At 66.3% G+C, this 14845-nt stretch carries 9 protein-coding genes; 6 read left to right on the top strand and 3 right to left on the bottom strand.

What is annotated here, in order from left to right; translation table 11 throughout:
• Nucleotides 1-6 precede the first annotated feature (6 nt).
• Nucleotides 7-3180: a multidrug efflux RND transporter permease subunit gene (locus AC06E9_RS05185; protein ID WP_121037894.1), complete on the top strand. Its 3174-nt coding sequence runs from the start codon at nt 7-9 to the stop codon at nt 3178-3180.
• A 252-nt stretch (nt 3181-3432) separates the two neighbouring features.
• On the opposite strand, the gene AC06E9_RS05180 is transcribed toward AC06E9_RS05185, so the two are convergent.
• Nucleotides 3433-3726, bottom strand: coding sequence for a hypothetical protein (locus AC06E9_RS05180; RefSeq protein ID WP_121037897.1), 294 nt, complete (start codon nt 3724-3726; stop codon nt 3433-3435).
• Between the two features lie 164 nt (nt 3727-3890).
• Nucleotides 3891-5075 carry an acyl-CoA dehydrogenase family protein gene (locus AC06E9_RS05175; RefSeq protein WP_428999441.1) on the bottom strand — a complete coding sequence of 395 codons (1185 nt, stop codon included), beginning with the start codon at nt 5073-5075 and terminating at the stop codon, nt 3891-3893.
• Nucleotides 5076-5187: 112 nt separating this feature from the next.
• Here AC06E9_RS05175 and AC06E9_RS05170 point away from each other — a divergent pair, with 112 nt between their 5' ends.
• The 5 genes from AC06E9_RS05170 (at nt 5188) to AC06E9_RS05150 (ending at nt 12688) form a co-directional block, all read left to right on the top strand.
• Nucleotides 5188-6117: an ArsR/SmtB family transcription factor gene (locus AC06E9_RS05170; protein ID WP_121037902.1), complete on the top strand. Its 930-nt coding sequence runs from the start codon at nt 5188-5190 to the stop codon at nt 6115-6117.
• A 9-nt stretch (nt 6118-6126) separates the two neighbouring features.
• Nucleotides 6127-7233 (top strand): homocysteine S-methyltransferase family protein, encoded by a 1107-nt coding sequence (locus AC06E9_RS05165; protein WP_478049305.1) that lies wholly within the window; start codon nt 6127-6129, stop codon nt 7231-7233.
• A gap of 63 nt (nt 7234-7296) precedes the next feature.
• Nucleotides 7297-9981 carry a methionine synthase gene (gene metH, locus AC06E9_RS05160; RefSeq protein ID WP_478055612.1) on the top strand — a complete coding sequence of 895 codons (2685 nt, stop codon included), beginning with the start codon at nt 7297-7299 and terminating at the stop codon, nt 9979-9981.
• 66 nt (nt 9982-10047) lie between these two features.
• Nucleotides 10048-11238 carry an MFS transporter gene (locus tag AC06E9_RS05155; protein ID WP_152152619.1) on the top strand — a complete coding sequence of 397 codons (1191 nt, stop codon included), beginning with the start codon at nt 10048-10050 and terminating at the stop codon, nt 11236-11238.
• 88 nt (nt 11239-11326) lie between these two features.
• Nucleotides 11327-12688, top strand: a complete 1362-nt coding sequence (locus AC06E9_RS05150; RefSeq protein WP_478055611.1) for an amidohydrolase family protein — start codon at nt 11327-11329, stop codon at nt 12686-12688.
• A gap of 16 nt (nt 12689-12704) precedes the next feature.
• Here the strand turns inward: AC06E9_RS05150 and AC06E9_RS05145 are convergent, their stop codons facing one another.
• The gene (locus tag AC06E9_RS05145; protein WP_121037917.1) at nt 12705-14789 is read right to left on the bottom strand and encodes an acyltransferase family protein; all 2085 of its coding nucleotides are present in this window, start codon (nt 14787-14789) and stop codon (nt 12705-12707) included.
• Between the last annotated feature and the right edge of the window lie 56 nt (nt 14790-14845).

The raw sequence follows: 14845 nt of genomic DNA, 5'->3' as shown, positions 1-14845 counted from the left end.
TCCGTCATGCCTAAATTTTTCATTGAACACCCGGTATTCGCCTGGGTGGTCGCGATCCTGATCTCGCTTGCGGGCGTGATCTCGATCCTGGGTCTGGGCGTGGAGTCCTACCCGAGCATCGCGCCTCCCCAGGTGACGGTGAGCGCCACCTACCCCGGCGCCAGCGCCGACACCGCCGAAAAGTCGGTCACCCAGGTGATCGAGCAGCAGCTGACCGGTATCGATCACCTGCTGTACTTCAGCTCCTCTTCGGCCTCCAACGGCCGCGTCACCATCACCCTGACCTTCGAAACCGGCACCGATGCCGATATCGCCCAGGTCCAGGTGCAGAACAAGGTCTCGCTGGCAACGCCTCGCCTGCCGACCGAAGTGACCCAGCAGGGCGTGGTGGTGGCCAAGGCCAACGCCGGCTTCCTGATGGTGGTGGCCCTGCAGTCCGACAGCGCCTCGATCGACCGCGACGCCCTCAACGACATCGTCGGTTCGCGCGTGCTCGACCAGATCTCGCGTATCCCCGGCGTGGGCAGCACCCAGCAGTTCGGTTCCGAGTACGCCATGAATATCTGGCTCAACCCGGAAAAGATGCAGGGTTACGGCCTGTCGGCCACCCAGGTACTGGCCGCGATCAAGGACCAGAACGTGCAGTTCGCGGCCGGTTCGCTGGGCTCGGATCCCTCGCCCGAGGGGCACTACTTCACCGCGACCGTGTCGGCCGAAGGCCGCTTCAGCTCGCCGGAAGAGTTCGAGAACATCATCCTGCGCGCCAATGCCGACGGCTCGCGCGTGCTGCTCAAGGACGTCGCCCGGATCGCCTTCGGTGCGAACAACTACGGCTTTGACACCCAGTACAACGGCAAGCCGACCGGTGCCTTCGCGATCCAGCTGCTGCCGGGCGCCAACGCGCTGAACGTGGCCAATGCGGTCACCTCGAAGATGGATGAGCTCAAGCCGAGCTTCCCGGCCGGTGTCAGCTGGTTCTCGCCGTACGACAGCACCACCTTCGTGAAGATCTCGATCGAGGAAGTGGTCAAGACCCTGATCGAAGCGGTCGTGCTGGTGTTCCTGGTGATGCTGATCTTCCTGCAGAACTTCCGCGCCACGCTGATCCCGACCCTGGTCATCCCGGTCGCACTGCTGGGCACGTTCCTGGGCATGAGCATCATCGGCTTCACCATCAACCAGCTGACGCTGTTTGCGATGGTGCTGGCGATCGGCATCGTGGTCGATGACGCCATCGTGGTCATCGAGAACGTCGAACGCATCATGACCGAGGAGAAGCTGCCGCCCAAGGCCGCCACCCAGAAGGCCATGACCCAGATCACCGGTGCGGTGGTGGCCATCACCGTGGTGCTGGCCGCGGTGTTCATTCCGTCGGCCCTGCAGGGCGGCGCCGCCGGTGAGATCTACAAGCAGTTCGCGCTGACCATCGCCATCGCGATGGCCTTCTCGGCCTTCCTGGCCCTGGGCTTCACCCCGGCGCTGTGCGCGACGTTCCTCAAGCCGACGCACAACGACAAGCCGAACATCGTCTACCGCACCTTCAACAAGTACTACGACAAGGTCAGCAACACCTACGTGGGCCACATCACCTCGGCGGTGAAGCATGCCCCGCGCTGGATGATCCTGTTCGTGGTGCTGACCGTGCTGTGCGGTTTCCTGTTCACGCGCATGCCGGGCAGCTTCCTGCCCGAAGAAGACCAGGGCTACGCGCTGGCGATCGTGCAGCTGCCGCCGGGCTCGACCAAGTCGCAGACCAACCACGCCTTTGCCCAGATGCGCGGCATCCTGGAAAAGCAGGATGGCTTCGAAGGCATGCTGCAGGTGGCTGGTTTCAGCTTCGTCGGCTCCGGTGAAAACGTGGGCATGGGCTTCATCCGCCTCAAGCCCTGGGCGGACCGTGACATCACGGTGCCCGAGTTCATCAACAACATGAACGGCGCGTTCTACGGGATCAAGGAAGCGCAGATCTTCGTGGTCAACCTGCCGACCGTGCAGGGCCTGGGCCAGTTCGGCGGCTTCGACATGTGGCTGCAGGACCGTGGCGGCGTGGGCTATGAGCAGCTGACGCAGGCCCGCAACATCCTGCTCGGCAAGGCGGCGCAGGAAAGCGACCTGCTGACCGGCGTGCGCCCGAACGGCCTGGAAAACGCCCCGCAGCTGCAGTTGCACGTGGACCGCGTGCAGGCGCAGACCATGGGCCTGTCGGTGTCGGACGTGTACAGCACCATCCAGCTGATGCTGGCCCCGGTGTACGTCAACGACTTCTTCTACGAAGGCCGCATCAAGCGCGTGACCCTGCAGGCCGATGGCCCGTATCGCACCGGTGCGGAATCGTTGAACAGCTTCTACACGCCCAGCACGCTGCAGACCAATCCCGACGGCACGCAGGCGATGATCCCGCTGAGCACCGTGGTGAAGTCCGAGTGGGTGTCCGCACCGCCGTCGCTGAGCCGCTACAACGGCTACTCGGCGGTCAACATCGTCGGTTCGCAGGCGGCCGGGCGCAGCTCGGGCGAGGCGATGCAGGCGATGGAGCGGATCGTCAACGACGACCTGCCAGCCGGCTTCGGCTACGACTGGTCGGGCATGTCCTACCAGGAAATCCTGGCCGGCAACGCCGCGACCCTGCTGCTGGTGCTGTCCATCGTGGTGGTGTTCCTCTGCCTGGCCGCGCTGTATGAAAGCTGGTCGATCCCGGTGGCGGTGCTGCTGGTGGTGCCACTGGGTGTCCTCGGCGCCCTGGCCTTCTCGCTGGCACGTGGCCTGCCGAACGATCTGTACTTCAAGATCGGCCTGATCACGGTGATCGGCCTGGCGGCGAAGAACGCGATCCTGATCGTGGAGTTCGCGGTGGAGCAGCGGGCTGCAGGCAAGAACCTGCGCGAGGCGACCATCGAAGCCTCCCGCCTGCGTTTCCGCCCGATCCTGATGACCTCGTTCGCCTTCATCATGGGCGTGGTGCCGATGGCCATCTCCACCGGTGCCGGTGCCAACGCGCGTCACGCCATCGGTACCGGCGTGATCGGCGGCATGGTGTTCGCCACCTTCCTGGGTCTGCTGATGATCCCGGTGTTCTTCGTGGTGGTCCGCCGCATGCTGGGTGACAAGCTGGACGAACCGTCCAAGGAGTTCCTGGAACGCCAGGGCGAAGCCAATACGGCCCACCGTCCGGATCGTTGATGCACAGGGGCAGCCACGGTTGCCCCACCGCCAGGTGACCACCGCGGGTGGTCACGCTGGAATGAAGAAGCCCCGGCGCGAGCCGGGGCTTTTTTGTGTGCGCCGCATGACGGGTAGAGCCACACCATGTGTGGCTGAGCGAAGGCACGCATCGGGGGACCAGGTAATGACGGCCGCTGGCCGGCTGCTCCGGGCACCTGCCAGGCAAGGATCGCCGGGTTGCCGGCCGACGGCCGGCACTACCAAATGGTCTCAGCGCAGCAACGCTACTGCCGCGCATACCAACACGATCACCAACGACGGCCACTGCATTGGCATGTAGAAGAAGTGATGGCGGGCATGCTCGCCCACCGCGCGCGGGCCGCGGTTGAGCACGATGCCGAGCACGACATTGATCGCTGCGCCGATGCCGAATCCGACCAGCAGCTGCGCCAGCGAGGTATTGCCTTTGGCAACCGCAGGATCCGGCCACAGCCACATCAGCAGCAACAGGGCGGCAATGGGGGTGAGCAGGGTCAGGAACCCTGCGCCTCGATAAATAACCATGGGGTGACCTGCAGAACGGGGCCGCACATTCTGCACTACCCCGCGTTCCGACCAGCGGTCGGCACCTACCTTGATCCGACGCTGGAGCGTCCGCAACCTCTCAAGGCCACTTCAGAGGCCCCGGACCGACCAGCGGCGCCCAACGGGCGCCGCTGTCCTATCGATCAGCGCAGCCCGGTCTCGTTGCGCGCGATCACCAACCGCTGGATTTCCGAGGTGCCCTCGTAGATCTCGGTGATCTTGGCATCACGGAAGTAGCGCTCCAGCGGCATTTCCTTGGAATAGCCCATGCCACCGTGGATCTGCACGGCCTGGTGGGTAATCCACATCGCCGCTTCGGAGGCGGTCAGCTTGGCGATCGCCGCTTCGTTGCTGAAGCGCTTGCCCTGCCCCTTCACCCACGCCGCGCGCAGCGTCAGCAGCAGGGCTGCATCCAGCTTGCACTTCATGTCGGCGATCTTCGCTTGGGTCATCTGGAAAGTGCCGATCGCCGCGCCGAAGGCCTTGCGGTCCTTCACGTACTCGATCGTGGCCTCATAGGCAGCGCGGGCGATGCCGATGGCCTGGGAGGCGATGCCGATGCGGCCGGCGTCAAGCACGCCCATGGCGATCTTGAAGCCCTCACCTTCCTTGCCCAGCACGTCGTCGGCGCTGGCCACGTAGTCCTGGAACTCGATTTCGCAGGTGGCCGAGGCGCGGATGCCCAGCTTCGGCTCGGTCTTGCCCCGGTGGAAGCCGGCCTTGTCGGTGTCGATCATGAAGGCGGTGATGCCACGCGCGCCCTGTTCCGGATCGGTCATCGCAAACAGCACGATGTACTTGGCCACCGGGCCGGAGGTGATCCAGCTCTTCTTGCCGTTGATCACGTAGGTGCCGTCGGCCTGCTTGACCGCGCGGCAGCGCATGGCTGTCGCATCCGAACCGGACTGCGGCTCGGTCAGCGCGAACGCACCGATGGCCTCGCCCTCGGCGATGGCGCGCACATACTTCTGCTTCTGCGCTTCGCTGCCGTGGGTCAGGATGCCGTTGCAGAACAGCGAGTTGTTGACCGACATGATCGTCGAATGCGCAGCGTCCCCGGCGGCGACCTCCACCATCGCCAGGACGTAGGCGATCGGGTCCATGCCCGCACCGCCGTAGGCTTCGGGCACTTCAATGCCCATCAGCCCGTTCTCGCCCAGCAGGCGAATGTTCTCCAGCGGGAACTCGCCGGTGCGGTCGTGGTGTTCGGCGCTGGGCGCGATTTTTTCCTGCGCGATTCGGCGCGCAACGTCCTGCAGCATCAACTGCTCTTCGGTAAAACTGAAATCCACAACACCCTCCCGGGTACAGAGTGATAAGGGCCGCAGTGCGCGCGGCCCGGTCGGGCGATTGTACCGGGGGCCGGGGAAAGCACGCCTGACTTGACCGCACCGCCGCCAAAGGACGAAAATATCTCTATATCGCGATAGGTAGATATTTATGGATCTCGAGGACTGGTCCGTCCGGCTGAAAGTGTTTGCCGACGCCACCCGGGTGCGCCTGCTGGCGCTGCTGGAGCAGGAAGAACTCACTGTGGCCGAGCTGTCGGCCATCACCACGCTGGCGCAGCCGCGGGTGTCCACCCACCTGGCCCGGCTCAAGGAAGCCGGCCTGGTACGCGACCGTCGCTCTGGCGTCTCGGCGTATTACCGCTTCGATGACGCCGCGCTGGATCCGGCGCAGCGCGCATTGTGGCATGCCCTGAGCACCGGCAGCGACGACCCGCTGCTGCGCCAGGACGCTGAACGCGTGGCTGCCGTCATGGCCAGCCGAGCGGCGGACCAGAACTGGGCCGACAGCGTCGCTGGCGACATGGAGCGCCATTATTCCCCGGGTCGCACCTGGGAAGCGCTGGCGCGCACCGCCCTGCCGTTGCTGGAAACCGGTGACGTGCTCGATATCGCCTCCGGTGACGGCGTGCTGGCCGAGCTTGTGGCGCCGCACGCCAAGCGCTACATCTGTATCGACACCAGCGCGCGCGTGGTCGCCGCTGCCAGCGAGCGCCTGCGCCGGCTGGCCAATGTGGAAGTGCGCGAAGGCGATATGCATGCCCTGCCCTTCCCCGACCAGAGTTTCGACCTGGTCGTGCTGATGCACGCACTGACCTATGCGGCCAAGCCGGCCCAGGCCGTCGCCGAGGGTGCGCGCGTGCTGCGCCCAGGCGGGCGCCTGCTGCTGTGCAGCCTGGCCCGCCACGAACACCGTGCGGCCGTGGATGCCTATGGCCACGTCAACCTCGGCTTCAGCGACAAGGAACTGCGCAAGTTCGTGGAGAAGGCCGGCCTGGTCGTTTCCAGCCTGGAAACCGTGACCCGCGAGAAGCGCCCGCCGCATTTCGAAGTCATTTCGCTGATTGCCAGCAAGCCCTGAGGTCTGCCCATGCCATCCCTGCCCTGGCTCCACCCCGACCGCGTGCATGCGCTGGAAACGGCGCTGGCCCAGCGCATCCTGATCATCGATGGCGCCATGGGCACGATGATCCAGCGCCATGGGCTGGAAGAGGACGATTACCGCGGCGCGCGCTTCGCCGGCGGTTACGACCACCAGCACGGGCCCGGCTGCGATCATGCCGCGACCGGTGACACGCCGGAGGGACATGACCTCAAGGGCAACAACGACCTGCTGTTGCTGACCCGCCCGGAGGTGATCGGCGGCATCCATACCGCGTACCTGGAGGCCGGCGCCGATCTGGTCGAGACCAATACGTTCAATGCGACCTCGGTCAGCCAGGCCGACTACCACCTTGAACACCTGGTCTACGAGCTCAACAAAGCCGGTGCTGCAGTGGCGCGTGCCTGCTGCGATGCAGTCGCGGCGACCACGCCGGGCAAACCGCGCTTCGTGATCGGCGTGCTCGGCCCGACCAGCCGCACCGCGTCGATCAGCCCGGACGTGAACGATCCCGGCTTCCGCAATACCAGCTTCGATGCGCTGCGCGAGACCTACCGCGAAGCCATCGATGGCCTGATCGACGGTGGCGCCGACACCCTGATGGTGGAAACCATCTTCGATACGCTCAACGCCAAGGCCGCGCTGTTCGCCATCGAAGAAGTGTTCGATGCGCGCGGTGGTCGACTGCCGGTGATGATCTCCGGCACGATCACCGATGCCTCCGGCCGCACCCTCTCCGGGCAGACGGCCGAGGCGTTCTACGCCTCGGTCGCGCATGGCCGGCCGCTGTCGATCGGGCTGAACTGCGCGCTCGGCGCCAGCGACATGCGGCCCCACGTGGAGACATTGTCCACTGTGGCCGAGTGTCTGGTCAGCGCGCATCCCAATGCCGGCCTGCCCAATGCCTTCGGCGAGTACGACGAAACCCCGGAAGAAATGGCCACCACGCTGCGCGAGTTCGCCAGCGCCGGTCTGCTCAACCTGGTGGGCGGCTGCTGCGGCACCACCCCGGCGCACATCCGCGCGATTGCCGAAGCGGTGGCCGATCTGCCGCCGCGCCGCCTGCCCGCACCACCGCTGGAAGACGCGGCATGACCGCATCCGCCCCACGCTCCCGTTGTCGTTGACCCTCCTCCGCCAGCCCGTGCCAGCCTGCCCATGACGTCTTCCCGCCACACCCGCCTGTCCGGTCTCGAGCCGCTGGTCATCACCCCGGACCTGCTGTTCGTCAACATCGGGGAGCGCACCAACGTCACCGGCAGCGCGCAGTTCCGCAAGCTGGTGAAGGAAGAACGCTATGAAGAGGCGGTGGAAGTGGCGCGCCAGCAGGTCGCCAACGGCGCGCAGATCCTCGACGTCAACATGGACGAGGGCCTGATCGATTCCGAAAAGGCGATGACGCGCTACCTCAACCTGATCATGTCCGAGCCGGACATCGCCCGGATTCCGGTGATGGTCGACTCCTCCAAGTGGAGCGTGATCGAAGCGGGTCTGAAGTGCCTGCAGGGCAAGAGCGTGGTCAACTCGATCTCGCTCAAGGAAGGCGAAGCGCAGTTCATCGAACAGGCACGCAAGGTGCTGCGCTACGGTGCGGCCGCCGTGGTGATGGCCTTCGATGAGGACGGCCAGGCCGATACCTGCGCGCGCAAGGTCGAGATCTGCACCCGCGCCTACCGGGTCCTGACCGAGCAGGTCGGCTTCCCGCCCCAAGACATCATCTTCGACCCGAACATCTTCGCCGTCGCCACCGGCATCGAAGAGCACGACAACTACGCGGTCGACTTCATCGAAGCCACCCGCATCATCAAACGCACCCTGCCGCACTGCCATGTCTCCGGCGGCGTCTCCAACGTGTCGTTCTCGTTCCGCGGCAATGAAACCGTGCGCCAGGCGATCCACTCGGTGTTCCTGTTCCATGCCATCGGCGCGGGCATGGACATGGGCATCGTCAACGCGGGCGCGATGCCGATCTACGATGATCTGGACGCCGAGCTGCGCGAGCGCGTGGAGGATGTGATCCTCAACCGCCGCAGTGACGGCACCGAGCGCCTGCTGGAAATTGCCGAGCGCTACAAGGGCAAGAAGGGCGAAGTGCGCGGCGAAGACCTCGCCTGGCGCGAAAAGCCGGTCAATGATCGCCTCGCGCATGCGCTGGTGCACGGCATGGATGCGTGGGTCGAGCAGGACACCGAAGAAGCCCGTGCGCGCTCGACCCGTCCGCTGGATGTGATCGAAGGACCGCTGATGGACGGCATGAACATCGTGGGCGACCTGTTTGGCGCCGGCAAGATGTTCCTGCCGCAGGTGGTCAAGTCCGCACGCGTGATGAAGAAGGCGGTGGCCTACCTGCTGCCGTACATCGAGGCGGAAAAGGCCCGCAGCGGCGACACTGCCAAGAGCAACGGCAAGATCATCATGGCCACGGTCAAGGGTGACGTGCACGACATCGGCAAGAACATCGTCGGCGTGGTCCTGGCCTGCAACAACTTCGACGTGATCGATCTGGGCGTGATGGTGCCGGCACAGAAGATCCTGGATGCCGCGCGCGCCGAGAACGCCGACATCATCGGCCTGTCCGGCCTGATCACGCCCTCGCTGGAAGAGATGAGCCACGTCGCGCGCGAGATGGAGCGCCAGGGCTTCACGATGCCGCTGATGATCGGCGGTGCGACCACCTCGCGCGCGCACACCGCGCTGAAGATCGATCCGCACTACAAGGCACCCACGGTGTGGGTGAAGGACGCCTCGCGCGCGGTCGGCGTGGCGCAATCGCTGATCTCGCGAGAGCTGCGCGATGCCTTCGTGGCTGCCAACGAGGCCGACTACGCCGACATCCGCCAGCGCCACCGCAATCGTGGCGACGCCAAGCGGTTGGTCACCCTCGCCAAGGCACGCGCCCAGCGGTTCGTGGGCGACTGGGCCACCTACACACCGCCGGCACCGCGCAAGCCGGGCCTGCATGTGCTCGACGATTACCCGCTGGCCGACCTGGTCGAGGTGATCGACTGGACGCCGTTCTTCCAGGCCTGGGAACTGGCCGGCAAGTTCCCGGCGATCCTCACCGATGAGATCGTCGGCCCGCAGGCCACCGATCTATACAAGGACGCCCGCGCGATGCTCACCCGCATCGTCGAGGAGAAGTGGCTGACCGCCAAGGCCGTATTCGGCCTGTGGCCGGCCAACAGCGTTGGCGATGATGTGCACCTGCGTACCGACAATGGCCCGGCCGAGCTGCACTTCCTGCGCCAGCAGGTGGACAAGCCGGTCGAGCGCCCGGATTTCTGCCTGGCCGATTTCATCGCCCCGGCCGACAGCGGCAAGCAGGACTGGATCGGCGCGTTCGCGGTGACCGCCGGCATCGGCATCGACCCGCACGTGGCCCGCTTCGAGGCCGACCACGACGACTACAACGCGATCCTGCTCAAGGCACTGGCCGACCGCCTGGCCGAGGCCCTGGCCGAGCGCCTGCACCAGCACGTGCGCATGGATTACTGGGGCTACCAGCCCGATGAGCAGCTGGACAACGAATCGCTGATCGCCGAGAAGTACGCCGGCATCCGCCCTGCGCCCGGCTACCCGGCCTGCCCCGAGCACAGCGAGAAAGCCACGCTGTTCCGCTTGCTGGATGCCGAGCGCAACGCGGACATGCAGCTGACCGAGAGCTTTGCGATGCTGCCCACCGCGGCGGTGTCGGGCTACTACTTCAGCCACCCGCAGAGCCAGTATTTCGTGGTCGGCCGTGTCACCCGCGAGCAGGTGGTCGATTACGCCAAGCGCAAGGGCGTGGACCGTGTACAGGCCGAGCGCTGGCTGGCGTCCAATCTGGATTACGATCCGGAATAAGGCGGTCGCCCACCCCGTGCCCGGGTGCGCGCGTCCATAATGCACCGGTCGTCACCGAGATCCCGCATGACCGCCCTCCCCCGCGACGCCGTACCGGCCGTCCGCCTGTCCTCGTTCTACCTGTTCTACTACGCCGCTCTGGGCGCGTTCACACCGTACTGGTCGTTGTTCCTGACCTCGCGCGGCATGAGCGTCACCGCGATCAGCGTGATGATGGGCATCTGGTATGCCACCCGCATCGTGGCGCCCACCACCTGGACCTCCCTCGCCGCCGCCTCGCCGCGCCCGATCTTCTGGCTGCGACTGGGCTGCGTGATCACCCTGCTGACCTTCTGCGCGTTCCTGCTGCCGTTGCCGCAGCCGTGGCTGTACCCGGCGATGATCGCGTTCTGTTTCTTCTACAACGCGGTGATGCCACAGTTCGAATCGATCACGTTGACCCACCTGGGCAGCGACAGCCATCGCTATGGGCTGATCCGGGTGTGGGGCTCGCTGGGCTTCATCGCCGTGGTGATGCTGTTCGGCTGGATCATCGAAGGCGACGGCGGCGCCGGCAACGCACATCTGCTGCCGTGGTTGATGCTGCCGCTGTTCGGCCTGCTGACCGCCTCGGGCTTTGCCAACCACTACGCACGCAACCTGCAGCGCAGCGACGGTGATGCCAGTGGATTCTGGGCGATCGTGCGCAAGCCGCAGGTGCTGGCGTTCTTCCTGGCCGCGTTCATGGAGCAGCTGTCGTTCGGCCCCTATTACACCTTCTTCTCGGTCTACATGGATCACCACGGCTACGCGACCTCCACGCTGGGCGTGCTGTGGACGGTCGGGGTGGTGTTCGAAGTGGGTGTGTTCTTCACCATCGGCCGCTTCTTCCGCCGCTATGACGCCAGCTGGATGCTGCTGATCGCCCTGCTCAGTTCCACGGTGCGCTGGGCGGTGACCGCGCTGTTCCCGGAGAACCTGCCGGTGATGCTCCTCGCCCAGACTGCGCATGCGCTCGGTTTTGCCGCCTTCTTCGCCGCCGCGATGCAGATGCTGGCCACCTACTTCCCCGGGCGCCTGAACGGCCATGGCCAGGGTTTGTTGTACGGCTTCTCCTCCGGAGTGGGCGGCGTGCTCGGCGCACTGATCGCGGGCCAGTTGTGGCCGATCGATCAGGGCCGTACCGCGTTCCTCGCGGGCAGCGGGTTTGCGTTGGCCGGGGCCTTGCTGTGCTTCTTCGCGATCAGCCTGCCGCTGCTGCGGGCGCGCACGCACTGATTGTCCGCTGCCGGTAGTGCCGGCCACTGGCCGGCAACCCGATCCCCGGATGGGGTAGGCTCAAGGCTCCCCCTGACTGGAGCCGCCGATGCGACCGACCCGCCTGTGGGCGCTGCTGCTTGCCGCCACCACCGCCCTGCCTGCCGCAGCCGAGCCGATCCTGTTCGAAAACGCCCGTGTCTTCGATGGCACCCGCGACCTCGGCATCACGCCAGTGCTGATCGACGGCGCGCGGATCGTGCATGTCGGCACGCCGCTGCCGGCGGCCGCCACCGGTGCGCGCCGCATCGATTACACCGGCAAGACCCTGTTGCCCGGGCTGGTCAGCGACCATGCCCACGTCGGCAATACGCAGGGGCTGGAGCACGGTGACCGTTTCTACACCCATGACAACGTGGTGCGCGACCTGCGCCAGTTCCAGCGCTACGGCATCACCACGGTGACCGCGCTGGGCATGAACGGCGCGGACTTTTTCGCCATCCGCAAAGCGGTGAACACCGATCCCCGCCTGGGCGCACAGCTGTACGGTGCCGGCGGCGGTATCGGCGCCCCGGAGGGTGCGCCCCCGGCCGACACCATGGGCCTGCGCCACGATCCGGTGGCACGCCCGCGCAACGCCGAAGAGGCGCGCGCGGCCGTGGCCACCCAGCATGCCGATGGCGTGGACCTGATCAAGCTGTGGGTGGACGACCTCGGTGGCAAACGCCCGATGATGACTCCGGAGGTGTATCGCGCCGCCATCGCCGAAGCGCATGCGCGCGGGCTCAAGGTTGCCGCGCACATCCACGATCTGGAGCAGGCCCGCGACCTGGTCGATGCCAAGGTCGACATCCTCGCCCACGGTATCCGCGACCGCGCGGTGGACCCGATGCTGGCGCGGAAGATGCGCGACCAGGGCACCTGGTACATCCCCACCATCGCCATCGACGAGGCCAATTACTGGTATGCCGAGCATCCGCTGGCATTGCAGCAGCCCTTCCTGCGCCAGGCACTGCACGCCGATGTGCTGGCGCGCTGGTCGCAGCCGGACTGGCAGCGCAGCCAGCTGGCCAGCGACGGCATACCCGCCGCGCGCAAGGCGGTCGTGACCAATCTGGACAACGTGCGCCGCCTGCATGCGGCGGGAGTGAAGCTCGGCTTCGGCACCGATGCCGGCGCGATGCCGCAACGGGTGATCGGCGTGGCCGAACATCGCGAACTGCAGCTGTTGGTGGCAGCCGGGCTGACGCCCTCCGAAGCCTTGCAGGTCGCCACCACGCAAGCGGCGGCATTGCTGGGGCTGACCGACCGCGGCCGCATTGCCGCCGGCAAGCGCGCCGACCTGCTGGTGCTCGATGCCGATCCGCTGGTGGATATCGCCAACACGCAGCGCATTGGCGCGGTCTGGCAGGCCGGCCAGCAGGTCGCCGGCCCGATCGAGGCCGCTGCAGACACGGCTACCCGCGACTGATCGCGGGGTGTGTGATTCAGGGGGCGACGGCGGGTGCCGTCGTCTCCCACCGCTTCAGCTGCGCCTGGAAATCAGGCAGCAGCAGACGATTGCCATAGCCGCTGAGATGATCACCATCGAAGAACAGCGGCTTGCCCTCACGTGTCGGCAGGCATTGCTCGCCGGGGCACAGCAACGGCATCGGATCCCAGATCGACGCGCCGGGCAGACCTGCAGCCACCTGCTGCAGGCCGGCCAATACCGGCGCACGCAACTGCTCGATCTCGGTGCGCGGCACGGTCATGCCGTTGGCGCAGATCGGATTGTGCCGGTTGAACACATCCGAGCACCGGTACGGGGGCGCTGGCAAAACGGGTTTGGGCGCCTCCAGCACGATGTGAACACCGCGATCGGCCAGCGGCGTGAGCTGCTCGATCCAGTGGGATATTTCGGCGGTACGGCCTGCATTGGCCGCCTCGCTGAGATGGGCAGCGCGAACCTGCGCGACATCGAACAGTGCGTACTGTTCGGACAGGCGCGGCAGCCGCAGCCCTGCCAACAGCACCACATCGCCCGGCTGCGCACGCGCCTGGATATCGTCCAGCACATTGCGCGCATAGGCCTCGCACGCCGGATTGGGCCCCTGCCAAGCGCGCAGCCCGACCAGCGCGCAACCTCCGCTGCCATACAGTCGGATCGGCGCTCCATCCAGCACAGCCAGGCGCTGCAGCATTTCGTGGTAGGCCAGCGCATGCGAATCGCCGGCCACGAACAGTTGGCGGGTGGATGCGGTGCGTCCCGGGCACTCACCACGCGCATACAGACGCGCTTGCCCGCCCAGCACCGGCACGTTGCTGACCCGCACGCGGCAGTCGGGGATCTCCTTCTTCAACCCCTTGGCATACGGATACCAGTCCAGCGGGGCACGGCTGACCACGCTGAGCGAGGTGTACTGCTGGGTCTTGACCAGCGCCGCCTGCAGGCCGGCGCCAAGCACCAGTACGCCCAGCCCGACCACGACCCAGCGCGCGTTGCTGACGCCCCAGCGCGCACCATGCCGCAGGGGCTGTTCCACCCAGCGCCACGACAGCCAGGACAACAGTGCCACGCACAGCAGCGCGGCGCCGCCGGTGGCCACCGTCTCCAGGCCCACCGTCCAGCGGAACAGCACGAAGACCGGCCAGTGCCACAGGTACAGCGAGTAGGACAGCCGACCGATCGTCACCATCGGTGTGGTCGCCAGCGCCCGCCCGACCCAGCCCCCGGGTGAGCGCTGCAGCAGGCCCAGCAACCCCAGCGTGCCCACTACCGGCCACAGCCCATCGATCCATGGCGAATGCCCCGGCCGTGCGGCCCACAAACCATAGCCCAGCGCCGCAAGGCTCAGCACCAGCAGCGGCGAGCGCCAGCTGATACCGCGCGGCGGCACCGGCGGCGGCGTGAACCGCCCGCTCAGGGACAGCAGCTGGAACAGCAGCACGCCAGCGCCCAGCTGCCAGAAGCGCGTGGTCGTGAGGTAGAACGCATCGATCTCATGGCCGCCCTGTCGCGCGCGGAACACCGCATAGCCCAGCGATGCCACGGTTGCCACGCCGAACAGGCCCAGCGACAGCCAGCGCCCACGCGGGCCTTTGGCCCACGCCAGGAACAACAGCGGGAACAGCAGATAGAACTGCTCTTCCACACCCAGCGACCAGGTATGGGTGTACGGATTGAACTCGGTGCGCGGCGAGAAGTAATCGTTGCCGGTGCTGGCGAGCACCCAGTTGCTCAGCCCGACGAACGCCATCCGGCCGGTCTTGTCGCTGGTCTCGCTGAGCCAGGATTCGGGAATCAGCAACGCGCTGAGCATCGCCGTTACCAGCAGGCAGACCACCAGTGCCGGAGCGATGCGACGCATGCGGCGCGCATAGAAGCGTGCCAGCCCGGCCCAGCCGCCGACCGCCGGCAGGCGATCCACCGAGGCGCTGACCACGAAACCGGAGATGACGAAGAACACGTCCACACCAGTGAAGCCGCCCGGCAACCAGCTCGCCTTGAGGTGATAGAGGATGACCGCCAGGACCGCGATCGCACGCAGGCCATCGATATGCGGGAAATACCCGGGACTGCGTTCCTGCATGGCCCTGCTCCTGACATGCACTGGGCGCCTCACGGCGCCCAGTGCGTTCAACAATG

It is taken from the genome of Stenotrophomonas sp. Steno-Z10-BAI, from assembly GCF_056393115.1.
The sequence above is the reverse complement of the archived record's forward strand: the minus strand, read 5'-3'. Positions and strand labels throughout refer to the sequence as shown.

Excerpts from the sequence above, each read along its gene's own strand:
- AC06E9_RS05150 (WP_478055611.1), top strand. The coding sequence starts at position 11,327 with ATGCGACCGACCCGCCTGTGGGCGCTGCTGCTTGCCGCCACCACCGCC.
- AC06E9_RS05180 (WP_121037897.1), bottom strand. The coding sequence starts at position 3,726 with ATGGTTATTTATCGAGGCGCAGGGTTCCTGACCCTGCTCACCCCCATT.
- AC06E9_RS05145 (WP_121037917.1), bottom strand. The coding sequence starts at position 14,789 with ATGCAGGAACGCAGTCCCGGGTATTTCCCGCATATCGATGGCCTGCGT.
- AC06E9_RS05185 (WP_121037894.1), top strand. The coding sequence starts at position 7 with ATGCCTAAATTTTTCATTGAACACCCGGTATTCGCCTGGGTGGTCGCG.
- metH (WP_478055612.1), top strand. The coding sequence starts at position 7,297 with ATGACGTCTTCCCGCCACACCCGCCTGTCCGGTCTCGAGCCGCTGGTC.
- AC06E9_RS05155 (WP_152152619.1), top strand. The coding sequence starts at position 10,048 with ATGACCGCCCTCCCCCGCGACGCCGTACCGGCCGTCCGCCTGTCCTCG.
- AC06E9_RS05165 (WP_478049305.1), top strand. The coding sequence starts at position 6,127 with ATGCCATCCCTGCCCTGGCTCCACCCCGACCGCGTGCATGCGCTGGAA.
- AC06E9_RS05170 (WP_121037902.1), top strand. The coding sequence starts at position 5,188 with ATGGATCTCGAGGACTGGTCCGTCCGGCTGAAAGTGTTTGCCGACGCC.